Annotated in this window: 13 protein-coding genes; 6 read left to right on the top strand and 7 right to left on the bottom strand. The window is 58.4% G+C overall.

The genetic code is table 11. The annotated features are described in order from the left end of the window. Positions 1–294 precede the first annotated feature (294 nt). The 3 genes from J3P96_RS03525 (at position 295) to J3P96_RS03515 (ending at position 3780) form a co-directional block, all read left to right on the top strand. Positions 295–1242, top strand: coding sequence for a glycosyltransferase (locus tag J3P96_RS03525; protein WP_434655356.1), 948 nt, complete (start codon positions 295–297; stop codon positions 1240–1242). Next, positions 1239–2372, top strand: a complete 1134-nt coding sequence (locus J3P96_RS03520) for a glycosyltransferase (protein ID WP_434655353.1) — start codon at positions 1239–1241, stop codon at positions 2370–2372. Before J3P96_RS03525 ends, J3P96_RS03520 begins: the two co-directional genes overlap by 4 nt. A 358-nt stretch (positions 2373–2730) precedes the next feature. Next, positions 2731–3780 (top strand): acyltransferase family protein, encoded by a 1050-nt coding sequence (locus tag J3P96_RS03515; RefSeq protein WP_434655352.1) that lies wholly within the window; start codon positions 2731–2733, stop codon positions 3778–3780. A gap of 63 nt (positions 3781–3843) precedes the next feature. Here the strand turns inward: J3P96_RS03515 and J3P96_RS03510 are convergent, their stop codons facing one another. The 7 genes from J3P96_RS03510 to J3P96_RS03480 form a co-directional block, all read right to left on the bottom strand. Further along, positions 3844–5805, bottom strand: coding sequence for an acyltransferase family protein (locus J3P96_RS03510; RefSeq protein WP_434655350.1), 1962 nt, complete (start codon positions 5803–5805; stop codon positions 3844–3846). 317 nt (positions 5806–6122) lie between these two features. Beyond that, the gene (locus tag J3P96_RS03505) at positions 6123–6956 is read right to left on the bottom strand and encodes a YfaP family protein (protein ID WP_434655346.1); all 834 of its coding nucleotides are present in this window, start codon (positions 6954–6956) and stop codon (positions 6123–6125) included. Between the two features lie 3 nt (positions 6957–6959). Then, positions 6960–8579, bottom strand: a complete 1620-nt coding sequence (locus J3P96_RS03500) for a DUF2300 domain-containing protein (protein ID WP_434655343.1) — start codon at positions 8577–8579, stop codon at positions 6960–6962. A gap of 1 nt (position 8580) precedes the next feature. After that, complete coding sequence (locus J3P96_RS03495) at positions 8581–13149, bottom strand: alpha-2-macroglobulin family protein (RefSeq protein ID WP_434658080.1); 4569 nt, start codon at positions 13147–13149, stop codon at positions 8581–8583. Continuing rightward, positions 13146–13805 carry a DUF1175 domain-containing protein gene (locus J3P96_RS03490; RefSeq protein ID WP_434571546.1) on the bottom strand — a complete coding sequence of 220 codons (660 nt, stop codon included), beginning with the start codon at positions 13803–13805 and terminating at the stop codon, positions 13146–13148. Before J3P96_RS03490 ends, J3P96_RS03495 begins: the two co-directional genes overlap by 4 nt. Beyond that, the gene (locus J3P96_RS03485) at positions 13790–15499 is read right to left on the bottom strand and encodes a DUF2138 domain-containing protein (protein ID WP_434655340.1); all 1710 of its coding nucleotides are present in this window, start codon (positions 15497–15499) and stop codon (positions 13790–13792) included. Before J3P96_RS03485 ends, J3P96_RS03490 begins: the two co-directional genes overlap by 16 nt. Before the next feature lie 29 nt (positions 15500–15528). After that, positions 15529–16317: a YfaP family protein gene (locus tag J3P96_RS03480; RefSeq protein WP_434627871.1), complete on the bottom strand. Its 789-nt coding sequence runs from the start codon at positions 16315–16317 to the stop codon at positions 15529–15531. Positions 16318–16586: 269 nt separating this feature from the next. Between J3P96_RS03480 and J3P96_RS03475 the strand changes: the two genes are divergently transcribed. The 3 genes from J3P96_RS03475 (at position 16587) to ispA (ending at position 19082) form a co-directional block, all read left to right on the top strand. Next, entirely contained in the window at positions 16587–17723 is a 1137-nt protein-coding gene (locus tag J3P96_RS03475; protein WP_434655337.1) for a Fic family protein, read from the top strand. 232 nt (positions 17724–17955) lie between these two features. Next, positions 17956–18198, top strand: a complete 243-nt coding sequence (locus J3P96_RS03470) for an exodeoxyribonuclease VII small subunit (RefSeq protein WP_305498501.1) — start codon at positions 17956–17958, stop codon at positions 18196–18198. Next, the gene (gene ispA, locus J3P96_RS03465; protein ID WP_434655334.1) at positions 18195–19082 is read left to right on the top strand and encodes a (2E,6E)-farnesyl diphosphate synthase; all 888 of its coding nucleotides are present in this window, start codon (positions 18195–18197) and stop codon (positions 19080–19082) included. Before J3P96_RS03470 ends, ispA begins: the two co-directional genes overlap by 4 nt. Positions 19083–19110 lie beyond the last annotated feature (28 nt).

The following is a 19110-nucleotide window of genomic DNA, read 5'->3' as shown; positions in this document are numbered from 1 at the left end:
CGTCCTCAACATAGCAGGTAAAGGCAACAATTATCCGCTGCCCATGGCATCATTCTCGACATAGGGAGGTGAGCCTGTTCCGACTCTTGAATGCCAAAAGATGCAAATACGCAATCGTCGGCCTGGGGAACGCCTCCTATAAGATACCGGCCCGTTCCGGCTTGATGGTGTTTTGCTGTGCGTGCGCCAACACTACCGCTACCCGACTGCGACAACGTGCGAAGACCGTCGGAAGCGAAATGTCTGTCGAGAGGCAGAGGTAGAATTCAATGTTAAACAGTAATGGGGGTCCGAATGGATCACGGAGATGAAGTGATACGGGTATATGTCGGCGTTGATCGCTCACAGCTATTGGCCGTTCCTGTCCTTGAGTATTCGATAAAGCGACACACCACCGCTAAAGTCGAGGTCATCCCGATGCTCGACCTTCCTGTCCCTGAACCCAAGGATCCAAGGAACGGTCAGCGCACAGGGTTCTCCTTTAGCCGCTTCTGCATCCCGAAGCTCACCGGCTATAAGGGCAAAGCGATCTATATGGACGCCGATATGCTGGTGTTTCGCGACATCCGTGAGCTGTGGAATATTCCATTTGACGGCGCGAAGGTCATCATCCAACAGGAAGTGAAGTTCGGCGACGAGTCGACCCAGAAAATCGGTGCCCCGAAGACCCGCAAAAAACAATGCGCTGTTATGCTCCTTGACTGTAACCGCTTGGACTGGGACATCGAAACCATTGTCCGGGGCATGGACGAAGGTCGCTACGACTATGATGAATTGATGTCGCAACTGATCATTCTTGAGGAAGAACATGTCAAGTACGGTGTCCCGTTCGAGTGGAACAGCCTGGAGCACTGGGACACCGATACACGTCTGATTCACTATACCGATGTTTACACGCAACCCTGGTCCGCGTGCGGGAATAAAAATGCCTGGCCTTGGTTCGCGGAGGTGCGCAGGATGCTCAAAGATGGCTCATTGACAGAGGCCCAGATACAGACAGAGATCGATCTTGGATATTTTCGTCCCTCACTGTTGCGTGATATCAAATATCGGCATTGGCTGCCATCTTTCCTGCACGGTTTGTGGGACAAGAAAAACGCGGCAGCTGACAAACTCTCGGGTTACATCCCACACAAAGCGGTCTATGAAGCCAAAAGGAATCGTCAGCGTGTGATCAAGGCTTATGAAGCTAAGCTACAAGCGGAAAAAAACCGAGACGACCAGAAGGCGTCCAACTCATGAGGGGCCTCTTCGATTTATTATCCAGACCAAAAACCGCCGGAGCAACGAAACCGTTTGACCTCTGCTTGAATGGTAACCCTAACGGGCGGAACATTCTTATTTTTACTGAGTATGTTAATGCTACCTATTTTATTAGCTTCGATCTTCCGTTACGCGAGATGCACCGTCGAAAGGAGGTAAACTTCGCGGTTATTTCCCAAAACCTGGTCACTCGTGCAGAGGAAGGATTCTGGAAATTATCGAGTGAGGCGTTCAAACCGGACTTGGTCATCATTACCCGCTACGGCCAACCTTTTGGGGCGCAGATTGTCGATTATTTTAAAGCTAAAAAAATACCAACAATTTATCATATCGACGACAACTTGCTCGAAATCCCCGCCTCTTTAGGCGTAGAAGTCCTGGAACGACAAGGCGCCCAAGATATTATCGATGCTCGTCGATATCTATTGGCACATTGCGACCTGATTTATGCTTCTACATCCCATCTGGCAGGTTTACTGATCCAGCTGTTTCCAGATCGACCCGTTTATCACGGCATGTATGCGCCATATATTGGGGACAGGCTTCCAATCACCAGAAAAGCTCGACCGTACCAAACGGTGGGTTACATGGGATCTAAAGGGCATCAGGAAGATTTGAATCTGGTTGTGCCTGCGCTCGAACGTTTACTGGACGAAAGGCCAGATTTACATTTCGAAGTTTTCGGCACGATTCAGATGCCTCCGCGTCTTGAGCGCTTCGGTGACAGAATTAAAAGTCACAAGGTAAACAAAGCCTATTCCGAATTCCTTTCCGTGTTGGCAAGCTTGAATTGGGACATAGGCCTGGCACCTCTTGTCAATGAAGAGTTCAATCTATGCAAGGCGCCGACCAAATTTATCGAATATACCGCAGCCGGAATACCTGTTATCGCTTCAAATATCCCTGTGTACAGCAAGGTAATACCTAGCGATGGAGGTATGCTCGTGGATGAAACAGGCTGGTATGACGCGCTAGTCTCATCGCTTGATTCCAAGGATTTTAGAACACAGGCGGTTAGAATTGCTCAAGAGTTCTGTGCCGTGAATTTTTCGATCGACCGGCTTGAGCAGCAGTTAGCGTTAGTTTTTGATAAGGTGACAATACCCTAAGGGTTTCCATCGAGCCCGCTCGCCGAGTAACTTAAGCACAACGAAAGGTAACGAATTAAGTTACCTTTTGTTATCGATCGAGCGCCATGCCCATTTGCGCAACGCAATGTCTGTCCAACCAACATGGTGTTTCTACAGCCAGACGTCTGGCCCGACTCTATATGCTCGAAGATTGTTGAGCTTACTTATCCTATCCGGCCAACAGCTGTTCGAAAAGCCCTGACCGTTCTCAACGCTCAGAATTGGATCTTTCAAGCAAGCAAAAACCCGACACACAGCAACTCAGGGTACGTGAAACGATACAAAATACTGACAAATGTGGCATCATGCGCACTTCACGACAGCATGATCAGCAAATATGAACTATAACCTGCATACAAAAATGATTGATTGCTTGAGAGGGCTAGCAGCTTCTGCTGTGTTCTTTTCACACTCCGATGCATCTCATCTCGCCACAAATGAATGGCTGACCGCGAATAAAGGATTTCTAGGTTCATTTGGCGTATATATTTTTTTCTGTTTAAGCGGATATTTGATATGGCGATCCGGGACGCGCTTAATCGGGACGCCTAACGGAATAAAACTCTACGCCATTCACCGCGTCACCCGGCTGATGCCGCTGTACTTGGTAAACATAATCGTAGTTGCCGGATTGGTTGGGTATATCGGCAGCCAATGGGTCGCGTCTCACGACCCTTGGATTATATTCAGGCATCTGATCTTTTCTCAAGACTTATACCCTTCTGTATCCAGAGGCATCAACCCGGTACTTTGGACACTCACACATGAGGCGCTGTTCTATCTACTCGCTGCCTTAATGTTGATGGCAAACTTCCGGAACCCTGTCGTGATCTTGGCAGCCTCTCTGCTATTGTGCTTCATTTTTCAAGCCTATGGTATTGTCGAATATTTCAAATTCTCACAAATATTCTATTCCTTCGCATTAGGAATATTCATTGCAGAGGCTAATAAAACCGTTAGAATCGCGATAGGCACTATTGTTGCGGGCCTTGCGGCTTATACATTTTTTGATACCAGGCTAACCTCTTACTCAGCCCCGTTAAGCGGCATTTCCGTAGCAATGCTCAGCATCACGTTTACCATTGGCAGAAGATGCAACCGCCTGACCAGCAGACTCCTGTCCCCCCTTGCCTTTCTAGGTGTAATTTCTTATAGCCTTTATATCTGGCATTATCAAATAATCAACATCATGGAATATCACCTGAGATTTTTCATCGATAATGTGCCAGGCTTTTCGGACTCGAAATTTGTTCGCGGGCTCGTCACCAGCTTCATCTGCGTAGGAATATCCTATATTTCTTACCTGTTCATTGAGAAGCCATCAATGGGTAAACTGCGTATAGCGCTTGAGCGCAAAGCAGAAATTAACCCAGCACCAGAAAAATAAATCTATCCGCTCCATGATTCTCACCTTAACAGATGAGTTTCATGGAGCGCGCGCACAGGTCAATCAATCTACAATCCCAATATTTCGAGCCTTCGCCCAGTCTGCAAAGCGCTCTACAATCAGACGGCTACCGAACTCATTGTAGTGGCGGAAATCTCGAAGCAATGGCACGCCATCCTTCACTAAACTGCAGTTTTTATCATTGCAGAACAACGGATTTTGATCAAAAACAAAGGCCTCTGGATGCTTTGCTGCCACGCGATCAATGACCGCTACGATTCCAGCCTGCTGTTTTCCTACTTCGTCCAGAGAGACGATACAGCTGTTAGCTGCCGGAGCGAAGGGGCGCGCAAAGCAGGTCCTTGGCTCGTAAGCGACTTCTGGCTTTGGCTTGAAAATAATAGTAGTCACACCATGTTTATTTAAGAAATCAATCTTTGCACTTAAGAAGTCTTCATAGCGTTTAAAAAAACTCATATTATAATTCAACGACTCTCCACTTATCATATTAACTATCTCGCCGTCCTCACGAATCCGAGGCCATAGCGAGCTGATAATTGCATACTTAATTGACGGTTGTTCCGAAATGATCTGCTCCTGCATATCGCAGTCAATCTGGTAGCCACCCGGTTCACACGAACCATACGACAGAATATTTTGCTTGGAGAAGCGTTCGCTTTCCACCAGTCCGCCATACAGATGATTGGCGTAGCTATTGCCGATCAGAATAACTGTGGGCGGACTGGGTTTTTCCTGCGAGCAGAAGTAACGAAAAGTGGGCGCATACAAGGAAACACACAAATCATTCTTTGTGTACTTCCACGTAGGACCAACCAAGAGCTTATTGAGCGCCTCTTGGTCTGTCGCTGCGGCACGTCCAGGAATGCCTTCGGTTTTCGCCACGTACCAACCAAATGCACCGATAGCAATCATGGAAATGACAAGGCCTATAGTTACATTCCGGCTCTTGGAGTATCTAAGCGGCCTCTCCACAAAAAGATAGGTGGCGATGGCCAGTATCAATGAAAGTAGAACGGCTCCCGCCCTGACCAGAACGGAAGGCTGCCCTCCGAGTATCACGTGAGCAAACGACAGAATCGGCCAGTGCCAAAGGTAAAAGGGAAAACTTACCAGACCAAGAAACCGTGCAGAAGAACTCGCTAGAACATGCTGGCTGACCCATCCGGATGGGGTTGAGGCGATAACAAAAAATGCGCCGAAAACCGGAAGCAGAGCCCAGTAGCCCGGGAACATCGGCCCCTCTTCGGCAAAAACATAGGAAAGGGTAATCAAGGCTATCCCAACCCACGCATAAAGTGCATGAGCTTTCCAGCCATCTCGGCATACATAAGCCAGCAAAGCGCCCATCGCCAGTTCCCAGAATCGGAAGAAAGGCAAGTAAAACGCGGCAACCTGATCCTCTCTGATGACGATGATGGAGGCGATGAAAGAGGCGATTATGGACAGGACCAGGAAGATCCCAAAGAAGCGGCCAGTTCGCCATAACAGAACAGCAACAATAGGCCAAACAATATAAAACTGTTCCTCTACACCCAGCGACCAAAGATGCAGTAGAGGCTTGGTTATCGACGAGACGTCAAAATAACCGCTCTCCCTGAAAAAACCGATATTGGATAAAAAGCTGGCTCCCAGCGCAGTTTGTTTCCCGAGCTGCGCATATTCGTTTGGGAACAGGGCGAACCATCCAAATCCTATACATGATGCCATGACCAGCGCCAGTGACGGAAATATCCGCTTGATTCGGCGCCGATAAAAATCGAGAATACTAAACTGCCCAAGTGCAGCACTTTTATAAATATTGGCTGAAATCAGATAGCCGGATATTACAAAAAAAACATCTACCCCCGTAAACCCACCAATCATAAGACTTGGGAAGGCGTGATACAGAACCACACCTAAAACGGCGATTGCGCGAAGTCCATCAATGTCCGCGCGATAGGCAAGATGGGGATATGAATATGAACGACCCTCTGTCGCCGGCACTTCCAACTCAGCCTTTGACATCTGTATCGCTCCATTCAGAGCACGGCCCAAAAGTGATGCAGAAGGGTTCAGCTCTTTCTTGCGTCACATAAAATAAGTCAGTCGTTGAAACCATCTTAATTGACGGCATAACCTTTGTTTTTTTTTGCATGAGTGGGTTCATCGAATTCATATGGAAATGCCAACAACACGTTAGCTGCGCGTAACAGTAGCATATTTGACTTATTGAGAGGCTACGGGGCGCCCGCTACCGCATCGGCATGACTGGTCCCGACACACTGTCGAGTGACCGGTGAGCCGTATTTGCCCAATCAATCACGATGTGTCTGGAGCCCCGGCTATGGATAGCTGAAGCTCTTGATCAATGTCAGCTCCCCGACCGCCCGCATCGGCACCACGAACGTTTCCATCTTCTCGCTCGGAGTGCCCTCTTCAGTAATCACCGTTACCTGCGCCGTGGTCAGGGCCTGTTGCGCCTGCTCCACCTGCTCGCCGTCGCCCTCCTCATCCTCGTCACTGCGGTAGCCGCCGCCGTAATAGTTCACGTAGACCAAATACTGGCCCTTGATCGGCGCGGGCATGGCGAAGATTTCCGGGCCGTAGCCGGTGGTGACGTCGACGTCGAGCGCGGCGCCGTTGGCGACGGCGCGGTCGCCGTACCAGATGTGCGCGCCATCGGGCGTCACCAGGTGCAGGTCGAGGTCGGTGCCGTCGCTATCCCAAGTCAGCAGGACCCGTAGCTTGGCCGGGGTGGCGCCGCCGGTGGTGTTGAGGAACTGCGTGCGGTGGCGCTGCTGACCATCGGCGCTGCGCACTTCAACGCTGTTGCTGCCATTGGGGAATGAGAACGGTCGGTCGAAACGGCCTTCTTCATCTGTTTTCAGCGGCAGGCTTACGCCGTTGACGATCAATTGTCCTGGCGCATTGCTGTCCTTGGGCGCGCCTTTGATCTGGCCGCTGATGCGTGCGGTGTCGGCCTGGCTCGGGGGCGTATTGACCGACGAGGCCGGGTAGTTGACGGTCTGGCTGAAGCTTTCGCCCTCGCCCCCCGGCGCACCGCTGCGCCAGCCGCCGACGGGTGTGTCGAGCTTGATGGGGTCGGCAGCCATGGCCGGTGGTAACGCGGTCAAGGCACAGAGCAACAACAAGACCTGTGGATAACGGAGTGTCATGGTCTATTCCAGCAAGAGGTGACGGGCGAGCCCTTCGATATAGGTTTCGTCCTGGCCGTTGGGGTGAGCCTCAAAGGCCAGGTGCAGGTATTCGTGTGTGAGGTCGAGGCGGTCTTGCAGCGAGAGCACGCCACGTACGTAGATGCGCTGGCGCTCGCGGTCGACATACGGCCGGCCGAAGGCGACGCGGCAGACCGCGAAAGCGCTGATTTCGTTGTAGCCCACTTCGCTTTCCAGGCGCTCACGCCAGCCACGGCGCTGCTTCAGCAACCAGTCCTGGGCCGCGGGCAACGCTTCGCAGGACGCTACCGGGTTGTCCCAGCGGCTGAGGCTGGCACGCGGATATGCATGCAGCAGGATGGCGTCGTAGCGTTGGCCGCCGTTGGCTTGTTCAACGGCTTGGGCCCAGGACAATTTGTCCGGGCCCGGTTGATCGGAGTGGTAAGTGACGTCAGTGCCGGCCAGGACCAGATCAGTGGTCCACGCGGCAATAGCGCGGGTTTCAGGCGCCGCCGGACGCGGGGCGACGCGCTGGCGGTGACTGCTGTCATCGATGCTCAGGCAATCACCATTGCGTCCGGCGTTTTGCAGCAGGTAGGTGCGAATCGCCACGGCCAATGCCTTGGCCGCTTCGACCGGTTCGGCCTTGGCTTCGCGTTGCAGGACCCGGGCGACGTATTCTTCCCGATCCAGTCGCGCGACCAGCTTGCCAGGCAGCAGGAACAGCTCGCCGTCGCTGTGGATATCCAATTGGTTGCCATTGGTGAACTCGACACGGTAATCGCCGCGCAGCTGACCCGGCGTGGCAGGACGGTCGCCAGCCATGACCCGCTGCAACGGATAACGGGCAAACAGGCCTACTTCCACGCAACGCCCGGTTTCCGCCGGCCAGCGCGACGGCAATGCCATGGCCAAGCCATCGCCATACTTCTTCAGCACCTGCTGGCTGGTACCGCGCCCACCGGCCCAGACGGGCGTGCCATCGGCCAACCAACCGGCGAAACCGCCCTGGCGCGACGCTGGGCCCCGGTCATCCAGCCAGCTCCAGGTCTTGACCCGCAGGCGACCGCCCAATTGACCGATCAATCGCCCATCCGCAGCGCCGAGCACCACGTCGAGTAATACCCGCCGGGCCTGATCCTGGGCCGGCAACGTGGCCAGCGCCTTGAGCAGTTCTGCAACGGGTACCTGGGTTTGCGGCTGCAAGGTCGGCAAGTCCAGCAACCAGTTCGGCGCCCGGCGCGCTTGCCAGTAATCTCGCCAGTCCGGTGCCGAAAGCCCGAGCCGTTGCGGTTCGAAGTACAAGCCGCAGGACTTCACCAGCGCCTGATCCCGGCCGATGCTCTGCCCGGCAGTGCAGCAATAGACTTCTTCTTTCGATTCGCCGCGACACTCATAGACCGGCTCGCGAGCATCGGTGTCCACCAGCCAGGCGTAGACGAAGAGCTTCCACAGGCTGCCCAACGGTGCCGTCAACGCGTCCGGCAACGGCTGGCGGTCCAGCACCTGGGTCTGGCTCACTCGCAACAGCTGACCGTCGAAAGCCAGGCGCAAGGGCTCCTCCTGCGCTGTCGCCAGCGCAGGAATCAAGCACAACAGCCACCAGCCCCAAGGCTTGCGCATGTCAGTTGACCGTCACCTGACCGAGCGCCGGTTTCTGTTCGCGAGCCTGGTTTTGCGGCGCATACACCTGGGTGAAACGCACCGGCGGCAGGGTGAACTGGCCCTTCTGGGAGAAACGCACCAGGTGCCGCAGGCGCAGTTCGCCACTAAGGGCATCCACCGGGACCGCGTAAGCCATCTGGCCCGGCTCGAAACGGGCCTTTTCCAGGGACGTCGGTTCGCTGTCGGCCTTGCCCAGCAACTGGATGCCCCACGTGGTGCGCTCCACATCAGCGCCCGGCGGCAGCGGCACTTCGAGCATGCCGTAGCGCAGCGGCGTTGAGGCCTTGCTGTTGATGATCACTTCATCCAGATAGAGGCTGTCGCTGGACAACGGCTTGTTGCCGACAGCTTCGAGCTTGAAGGTGAACGCTTCGTCGCCCGGCACGAGGCGCGACAGGCGGCGGGTGATGGACACGGCCATCGGCGCAATTGGCGCTTGCTGGCTCTGGAAGCTCAATGACGCCTGCACCGGACGCGCCTGGGCACTGGTCAGGGTCAGCATCGTTGGTAGCTGCGCGCCCTGCCACTGCCAGTAGGTTTCACCGGTCGCGCCCTGCTTGGCTGCCCAGCCTTCGGCCGGTTCCAGGGTTGTGGCCGCCGGTGCCTGTTCGATACTGCGCTGCAACCAAGTCAGGGCCAGGGCACGTTCCAGCGTGGATTGCTGTGGCAACACACGCTGCAGCAACGCGGCGGCGCGCGCCTGATCGAAGCTCTGCATCGACAAGAGCAAGGCCTCGACGAACGGCTGGGAGCTGAGTTCCAACTGCTGTTGCGCGGCGTCTGCCTGGCGACTGAAGGCCGCCGGCATTGGCACTTTTACCTGCTTGGCCAGCGATGCCGTCAGGACACGGGCGCTGGCCAGGCCGAGGGCTGAATCCGGCGCGTACATGACGAGGCTGTCCTCGCCACTGTCCAGCACGCTCTCGGTGCTGTCTTCGCTGGCCTTCGCCAGGTCGTCCATCAGACCGCTGACCAAGGTGTTCACCGGCAGCTGCATCTGTTTGGCAAACGACAGGATCAGGGCACGTTGCAGCAATGGCGTCTCACCGGCCTGCTTGGCATAGACCTCCAGCACTCGCTGCCAGTGTTCCGGCGGCAGGTTCAGGTCCAGCGCCTTGCTGGCGTGCCAGTCGGCGTAATAGGCGTAGGCGGTGAGGAATGCATCCGGCTCGCCGTCCTGGCCCCACCAGGTGAAGCTCGCCGACGGGCCGGCCATCTGCACCAGGCGCAAGCGACTGTTTTGCATGATCAAGCGCAAGCGGTCGCGGATCTGCGGGTTCGACGCCAGGGACGGGTAGGCAATACTCAACGGCAACAAGCGGCTGGCGGTCTGTTCGACGCCGCCGTACGGGTAGCTCAACAGGTCGTCCAGGGCCGAACGGAACAGCGCTTGCGGGCTGTCATCCAGGCGCAGGCGAATGTCACTGGCGTCGGCCGGCAGGTTCAGTGGCGTGGCGTCACTCATAACGTCGAGGCGCTGGCTCTGGGTGACTTGCCAACCGTTGCCGCTGGCATTGAGGTGCATGGCCAGGGCGTCCTGGGTTTCGCCATTGAGTTGCAACTGCACGGTCAAGTCGCCGTTGCTCAGCTCCATGGGAGGCAGCGCGACGTAGTTGATGCCATTTTTCAGGTCCGCGACCACACGCTGTTCGGCGCCGGCGTAGCGGATCAACAGTTCGGCCTTGAGCGGTTTTTCCGACTGGCTGAAGACGAACAGGCCCAGTTGCGGCTTGTCGCCCACGCGGAAGCGGGTCGGGCCGCTCCACTTCAGGTACAGCGGTTTTTCCGAGGCGATGAACTGCTTCTTCTGCCCCACCTGGCCGTCGTCAGCGATTGCCTTGGCGGTGATGCGCCAGCGGGTCAGGGAGTCCGGCATCTTGAAGGTAAAGCGGGCCTTGCCGTTGGCGTCGGTGACCAGCTCCGGTTGCCATGCGGCGGTGTCGACGTCTTCGCGACGCGGCCGTTCCAGCACCTTGACGCCACGCTCGCTGCGGTTGGCCTTGCCCGGTGCGCCAGGGCTGCCCGGCAGCGCCACGTCGTAGCTGATGAATGACAGGCTGGCGCTGGTGCGCACGTTGTTGCGGCGTGGGTGATAGAAGAACTGGTCGATGGTGGGCGCCACTTCCGGTTGCAGGGCATAGACCATTTCATCGACGACGCTGACGGTCAGGTGCGCCGGGATCGCCTTGCCGGCGAACTGGGTGCCCAAGTCCACGGTTACGGTGTCGCCCGGGCGATACGTGGCTTTATCGGTGGTGATGGCCACGTCGATCTGCGGCGCGACCACCTTGATCCCGGCGTTCTGGAAGCTGTACTGGCCGCCCTTGGTGTACAGCACCGAGAAGGTCAGGTTCGGCGCAAAGTTGTCTTTCACGGCAATGCGCGCGCGGTATTGGGTGTCGCTGAGCTTTTCCATCTTCAGCCAGTCGGCGCCCTTGGTCAGCAGCGCGGTAGCCTCGACCTTGTCCCGTTCCAGGGACAGCAGCGCGTCGCTGACCGGTTCCGGGAAAGTGATCAAAGCCAGGGCTTCGTCACCGGTCTTGTATTCAGGCTTGTCGAAGACGATCTCGACCGTGCCCGGCACGGCCTTGATACCTTCACCGGTTACCGCATGCGCGGCGGCGCCAATGACCCGGCCGTGGTCGTCCTTGAGCGTCAGGTTGTAGGTGCCAGGACGCTCGAAGGTCAGGCTGAAACCCTTGTCCTTGGCCGCCAGCTTGCCTTCGCCTGTGCTCTGGTCTTCCAGGCGTACCCAGGCGTAGCTGCCCGGTGTCACGGCCTTGGCCTGCTCGTTGCCGCCTTCGTTGGCGTAGCTGAACGACACTTTCTGGCCAACGGCGCTGAACCGCTGGGGAGCGCCCAGGCGGAAATTTGCCGCGCCACGATCGATGAGGATTTCCTTGCTGGTCTTGACCCGATAGGCCGCGCCATCGCTGGCGAATACGGTAAGTGTGTAGCGGCTTGGCTTGTCGGCGGCCGGCAGGTCGAGGGCGGCGTTGCCCTTGGCGTCGGTGGTCACTTCGCTGCTGGTCAGCTCCACCGGGAATTGCCCCAGGTATTGCAGCTCGTTATCCACCATCGACAGTTGCTGGGCGCGCAGACTCAGGCTGACCTTGGCGTCCGCCACGGGCTTGCCGTCCGGGTACAGCAACACCAGATTGCCCTTGACCGGCTCGCCGGTGCGGTAATCCTGCTTGGCGAGGTTCAGGGCGATTTCGAAATGCGGCTTGACGTATTCAGCCACGCGAAAGGCGCTGCTGTAGAGCTGATCCTTGTAGCTGAAGCGCAACTCATAACCACCGGCCACGGCATTTTCCGGCAATTGGAAACGGCCCTGGGTGCCGGCCTTGGAGTCGAGCTTCAGGGCCAGGGTTTGCAGCGCGGTGCCGGTCGCGTCCAGCACTGTGACGTTGACGTCGGCGGCGGTCGGTTGCACCGAGTCGCGGGCATTCTTGAACTCCCGGCCAACGATCTTCAGCGATACCCAATCCCCCGGCCGGTACAGCGGCCGGTCGGTGAAGGCGTAGAGCTTGGTGTCGTAGATTTCGCTGTCGTAGTAGAAGTTTTCCGAGACGAACACCCCGCCCTCTTCGTCCTCGCCAATGACGAACGAACGCTCCGGGCTGACGTGCTTGAGGCGCAGCAGGCCGTCTTCATCGGTGGCACCGCTGCTCATCACGCCCAGGCCGTCGGTCCACAGCACGTTGACCTTGGGCACCGAGCGCCCTTCATGCTTGCGCGCGGCCCAGACCAGCAATTCGTCACCGGCAATCTTGCTCACGGCCACGGTGTTGGAGACGAAGACCATCGTCGTCGCCCGGTACTTGCCGATCAGCGCTTCCACCAGGTACAGGCCCGGTTTCAACTGGCCCAGCGGCACGTAGACATTGCCCGGCGCGACGCTGACAAAGTCGCTGGACGAACCGGCCAGGTCGACGCCGGCCGGTGGCTGGATCGGTTTGGCCTGCCACAGCGGATAGCGGAACTGGCTGACCACCGGCAAGCCGGGGATCAAGGCGAATTGCGCTGGAGCGTCGTACGGGGTCGGCGCGATCAGGGCATTGCCGACCTTCAGCTCCGGCACTTCTTCAGTGACTTGCTGGCGGGACTCGTAGGAGAACGCCCGCTGCATCACCCGGCGGGACTTGCGATACCAGTTGTCCCACAGGTACGCGATGGTATTGGACAAGCCTTCGCCCTTGAACTGGCCGTCGCTGACCACGCGATGCAGGTTCTTCTGGCGCTTGAGAAACTCCAGTGGCTTTTCGATGCGATAGACGCGGATATCCGCGCCGCCGTAGGGCTCCATGCGGAACCGGCGGTAGTCGCGACCCGGCGCTTCGAGACGGACCATCGCCTGCTCGTCGCTGGCGAAACTGCTGTCGGCCAGCAGGAAGAAGCTTTCACCGGACACCGGCGTGTAGCCGCTGGGCTCCACGGTGTCTTCGGCATTCACGAGAGGTGCCAGCAACAGAGCAAACAGCAGGGGCAGTTTTGAACACAAGCGCAGCATGCGGGCACCGGTCATTGGGTGAGAAAGTTGAGTCGATAGACGCCGATGAAGTTGGGGTTGGCTGCGTCGGGTATCCATCGGGTGTCCTTCCAGTTCATGAGTTGTTGCAGGCTTGCGGAACGCATGCCGTTGTCAGTGGGGGTGGTAGTGCCGGTGTGATAGGCGATGTAGCGGCCCATCCAGATCATCAGGTGCTGGTCGTCGCCCTGGTCGAAGAACATCAGGTCGCCGGGCCGGGCCTGGGTGACATCGCGGCCCACCAGACGGCTGTTGAACTGGATCAGCTTGATCGCGTTGACATAGGGCCCGACCTTGCCGCCGCCCTGTTGCCATTGCTGGGCCAGGCGCCGTTGCGCATCGCTCAGCGGCAGCTCCGGCGGCAGGTAGCGGTTGGACAGCCCATTGCTGCGCAACCATTTCTGGTCATGGACTTTCAGCGCTTCGTTGGCAGCGAAGCGCACCAGTCCGGCGCAGTCCTGCTGGTACCAACGCGGGCTCGGGCCTTTGCTCAGTTGCTCCTGGGCGATGCGCACGAACCAGGCCCGAAAGACCTGGGATTGTTGCGCATCCAGCGGCGGCGCCTCGTCGGCGAACGCCCGCGCGCCGAGCAGCAATGCCAGCAGCAGCGCCAATCCGGGAATGCGGATCAGTCCTGTCACAGCGCTTTCCATTCCAGCGGCAACCATTGCCAATGGCCGTCCGGCTCGCTGCCTGCAGGCAAGGTCAGCGCGTATTTGCCGTAGCCGCCGAGGGTGCGCAGTTTCGGAATCAGGTAGGTTTGCGCGGCGTTATAGAACACCGGTTCCATGTCCTGGGGCAGGCTGTCGAGGGTTTCGCGCTGCATCAGTTGCGCCATGGAGTCGGGGCCAAAGTAGACCGGCATCAATTGGTCCTTGGGCACTACATCGGCCATGGGCGGGAAGCGTTTGTCGAGGGTGCCGAGGGCCTTGTCGACCAGTTTGTCGTCAAGGGAGAACAGCAGGGTCGAACCGTGGCGCGCCAGGCTGACCCGCATGAACGCCTTGCCGGTGATCGACTCGGGCTGCTCAGCGTCCTTGGCCAGGTAGGGGCCGAAGTTGGAGCTGACCTGGCGTTGCCATTGGTGCATCGCACCTTGCTGCTTCTCTACAACCGGGAACGCATGTTCGGCGACATTGTTTTCATAGGCGCCCACCATCGAACCGAACAGCTTGCCCAGGTCGGCGTCGAGCTTGCCGTCGTCTTCGTTCAGGCTTGCCACCAGCAGCGGTGTGTACAGGCGCGACTCGGCGTACCAGCACAGGCCCGCCGCACCCGCCACGTGATCAACCATGGCCTGGGCGGCTTTTTCGTCGGCACCGAGTTTTACCAGCAGGGGCTTCTGCTGCTCGGCGGCCAGGGGCAAGGCCACGCAGGCGCTGGCGCCCATCGGCATGGCTTGCCAGATGGGCTTGAAATCGAAGTCCGGCTGGTTCTCCAATTCGTCCATGGCCAGGAAGCTGTGCCAGCCTTTGTCGTCCATGTCGAAACGCAAGCCGGCGAAGTTCGGAATGAAACGCTGGTAACCCATGGCGAGCACGCTGGCGTTGACCGAGATGCGCTGCTTGACCTGCGGCGCCTTGGGTGGCAGGCCGAAGGCTTCCGGGAAGAGTTTCTCACCGGCCAGCAACGCTTCGAGGGCCTGGGTCGAGATCATGCCCGGTTCGTCGGTAGGGCCACTGCCCTGGTCGTAGAGCTTGGTCGGGTTGGACAGCACCACCAGCTTGTCGCCATGGGACGCGAAGACCAGGGATTTGTTGGCGTTATAGCTCAGTTGGTAGAGCGCGACTTCGTCGCCGCCCACCTTCAGGTCGCCGAGCTTGCTCAACTGGGTGTCGTCCAGGGCGACTTTCGCCAACGGCTCCAGCACCTTCGCCAATCCGCCACGGTCCATCACCAGCAGGAAATCCTTGAGCCGGCCGTCCGCACCGCGCCACAGCGCGACGTCGGCTGGCTGGTCGAAAAGCTGCTCGATCAGGCTGTCCTGCAGCTTGAGGTCATGCTCGTAGATGATTCGGCGCAGGCTGCCGATCAGGCCGAGGCGGTCGGCGTGGGCTTCGTAATAGAAGACGAAATCCTCGGTGAGCGTGGCCTTGAGGAACGGCACGGCCAGCAGGTCCTTGGGCAATTGGCTCAAGGAGTGCGCCTCGAGCAGACCGTCGGGACGGCTCACGCCGAGCTTTTCCAACGCCAGCTCCGTGGGCGGCGCCTTGGGCTTGGTCATGAACCAGCCCAACCCGGCGGCCACGCCGGTCACCAGGCATAGCCCGATCAGTATCGCCGGCCAGCGGCGCACTGGTTTGGCGACAGGGGTCGGCGTGGTCGGGGAAGCAGTGTTGTCGCTCATATTCACAAGGGCCTGTTCATCCGTGGAGCTTAGTAATTGAAAGTCTTGACCAGCAACAGATCGCCAATGGCGCGCAGGGGCACGACAAAGGTCTCGCGTTTTTCATCGACGGTGTTTTCGTTGAGCACCAGGTTGATCTGCGAGGTGATCACCTCGTTCTGGTTGCTCGTTTCATCGAAGTTGTAGCCGCCGCTGCCGTAGTTGCCCCAATAGTTCACGTAGACCAGGTACGTACCGTGCATCGGCGCGGTCATGGTGAACATCTCGGGGCCGGGGCCATCGACGCCGTCCGGGTCGAGGCCGCCGCCATTGCTCAGCGCCGGTTGGCCGAAGAACGCATGTTGGCCATCAGGTGTGACGATATGCAGGTCGAGTTCGGCCTTGGGGTCGTCCCAGCCCAGCACCACGCGAATTTGCGCCGGGGTGCGCAGGTTGTTGGCTTCATAAAATTGCACGCGCTTGAGGGACTGGCCTTCGGAGCTGCGCACCTCGACGCTGTTGGAGCCGGCGCCGAACGCATACGGCCGGGCAAAACGCCCCTCGTCGTCGGTATAGAGATTCAACGGGTTGCCGTTGACTGCCAGGCTGTGGGGCTGGCGCGCCGCGCCCATGTCCTTGATCCGACCTTCGATCATCGTGCGATTGCGCTGGATGCCTCGGTCAATGGGCGGTGTCGGATAGGCGACCTGAGGGTTTTCCGTGCGATCGAGCAAGCCGCTATAACGCCAGCCACCGACCGGCTCCGACAACTCGGCCGAAGGCCCGGCCCACGCCAACGGCGCACCGAGCAGCACGATCGATAAAAAAAGAAAACGCACGTATGCCTCCTGCCATGCACAACGCAACCCGGCGCCCTTCCCCGGGCGCTGTTTGTCATTATTCGGATTACGTCTGAAGGCCCCGTTACAAGGGGCCGTAGATGGCGCGAAGAGTAGCCATTTGACGGATTTTTCACAATCGGGGAACGCGCGATTCTGTGTGCGAAATCACGGACTGAGAATAGCGTGAGCCGAATAGGAATTTTATTCGGCTCACGAAATGAGCCGAATAGGGCTATTATTCGGCTCATTCACTTTCGGACAGACTCATGGCAGCTTATTGGATCTGGCAGCAGGCCGAATGGCCCGACTTTCACTGGCAAGCTGAAGCATTGGCGCCGGTACTAAGGGAATGCGTACAGGCGCAAGGTCGGTTGCTGGGCATGACGGGCGCGGTCACGGCGTCAATCAGCGTGCAGAACGAACTTGATGCCTTGTTGCAAAACATCGTGTCCTCTTCAGCTATCGAAGGAGAACAGTTGAATGTCGGCTCGGTGCGCTCGTCCCTGGCCCGCCGCCTGGGCCTGGAACACGCCGATGACACTTCGGTCACTCAGCGTAGCGAAGGCTTGGCGAAGCTGCTGTTGGATGCCACTCGGCATTTCAACCAGCCCCTGACCGTCGAACGCTTGCTGGAATGGCATGAGTGGTTATTTCCTGATCAAACCAGCGACCTTGCCCATCAGCGGATCCGCGTAGGTGCACTGCGCGGTGACGAACCGATGCAAGTGGTTTCGGGAAGGCTGGAGCGGCCTACCATGCATTTCGAAGCGCCGCCTCGAAAAGGACTTGAGCAACAATTGCAACAGTTCATCGACTGGTTCGAAGCCAGCCGTCATCAGACCAGCATCGATCCGCTGCTACGTGCCGGCATCGCTCATTTCTGGTTTGTCACTCTGCACCCATTCGATGATGGCAATGGTCGCTTGACCCGCACCTTGACCGACCTGGCACTGGCCCAGGGCGAGGCCCAGGCGATCCGTTTCCACGCGATGTCGGTGAGCATCCTGGACGACCGCGCCGGCTATTACCGAATCCTGGAAAACAGCCAGAAAGCCACGCTGGATATCACCGACTGGTTGACCTGGTTCCTGCAAACGCTTTTGCGCAGCCTGCAGAAGGCAATGACCAATATCGAAAGTGTTCTGGGCAAGACGCGTTTCTGGCAAGTCCATCGCGACTCGGCGCTCTCACCGGAACAGATCAAAGTGCTGAACCGATTGCTCGACGGTGGTGAAAAGGGGTTCGAGCAGGGCATCAGCGCAGCTCAGTACCAAGCCGTGGCCAAGGTCTCCAAGGCAACGGCCACGCGACACCTGACGGAGCTGTTGGAGAAGGGCTGCCTGGAGCGGATGCCCGGCGGGGGACGCAGCACCCGTTATCGCATCAATTATCCCGCTGACTGAATACCCCGTGGCGAGGGAGCTTGCTCCCGCTCGACTGCGCAGCAGTCGCAATCTGGGTAAGCCTGCGCAGCGTTGGGCCTGCTTCGCAGCCCAGCGGGAGCAAGCTCCCTCGCCACAAAAGCGGTCTGTCTCAGCTCACCCGTTGCGCCGCGATAAACCCGACCCTGATTTGCCCCAAACCCCCATGTCTGCTAGTGTCGCGCCGGTTTAACAGTCAACCGGAATAGCCGCCATGGCCCGCAAGAAAGCTGCACTGGATTTCGAACAATCTCTGGCCGACCTGCAAGCGCTGGTCGAACGCCTGGAGAACGGCGAACTGTCGCTGGAAGACTCGCTGACCGCTTTCGAGCAGGGTATCGGCTTGACTCGCGACTGCCAGGCGGCGCTGGCCCAGGCCGAGCAGAAAGTGCAACTGCTGCTGGAACGCGACGGCGAGCTGACCGAAGAACCGTTCGACGCGGAACAGCCTGAATGATCGGCGCGTATCAGGCCAGCAGTCAGGCCCGGGTCAATGCCGCGCTGGACAGCTTGTTCGCCGCCCCGAGCCCTGAACTGGCGCGGCTCTACGAAGCCATGCGCTATAGCGTGATGAACGGCGGCAAGCGCGTGCGTCCGTTGCTCGCCTATGCCGCGTGCGAAGCCCTTGGCGGCGCTGCCGAGCAGGCCAACGGCGCGGCCTGCGCGGTGGAATTGATCCACGCCTATTCGCTGGTGCACGACGACTTGCCGGCCATGGACGATGACGACCTGCGTCGCGGCCAGCCGACCACGCACAAGAAATTCGACGAAGCCTGCGCGATCCTCGCGGGCGACGGTTTGCAAAGCCTGGCTTTCAGCGCCCTGCTGGACCCGGCCCTGAGCAATTGCCCGGCAGAGGTTCGCCTGGACATGGTCAGCGCCCTGGCACAAGCGGCAGGCCCGGCTGGAATGGTCGGCGGCCAGGCCATCGACCTCGGTTCGGTGGGCTTGAAACTCGACCAGGACGCCCTGGAATACATGCACCGGCACAAGACCGGCGCGCTGATCGAAGCCAGCGTCCGGCTCGGCGCCCTGGCCAGCGGCCGGGCTACGCCTGAACAGCTGCAAGCCCTGCAAACCTACGCCCGGGCCATCGGCCTGGCCTTCCAGGTGCAGGACGATATCCTCGACGTCGAAAGCGATACCCAGACTCTCGGCAAACGCCAGGGCGCCGATATCGCCCGTGACAAGCCGACCTACCCGGCCCTGCTCGGACTCGAGGCCGCCAAGGCCTACGCGCTGGAGCTGCGCGACCAGGCCCTGGACGCGCTGCGACCCTTTGACGCGGCCGCCGAACCGTTGCGCGAGCTGGCGCGTTATATCGTCGAACGACGCAGCTGATACACGGTCAACCCAATTACAAGTGCGT

It is taken from the genome of Pseudomonas sp. R3-56 (assembly GCF_051132075.1).
Lineage (GTDB): Bacteria > Pseudomonadota > Gammaproteobacteria > Pseudomonadales > Pseudomonadaceae > Aquipseudomonas.
The sequence above is the reverse complement of the archived record's forward strand: the minus strand, read 5'-3'. Positions and strand labels throughout refer to the sequence as shown.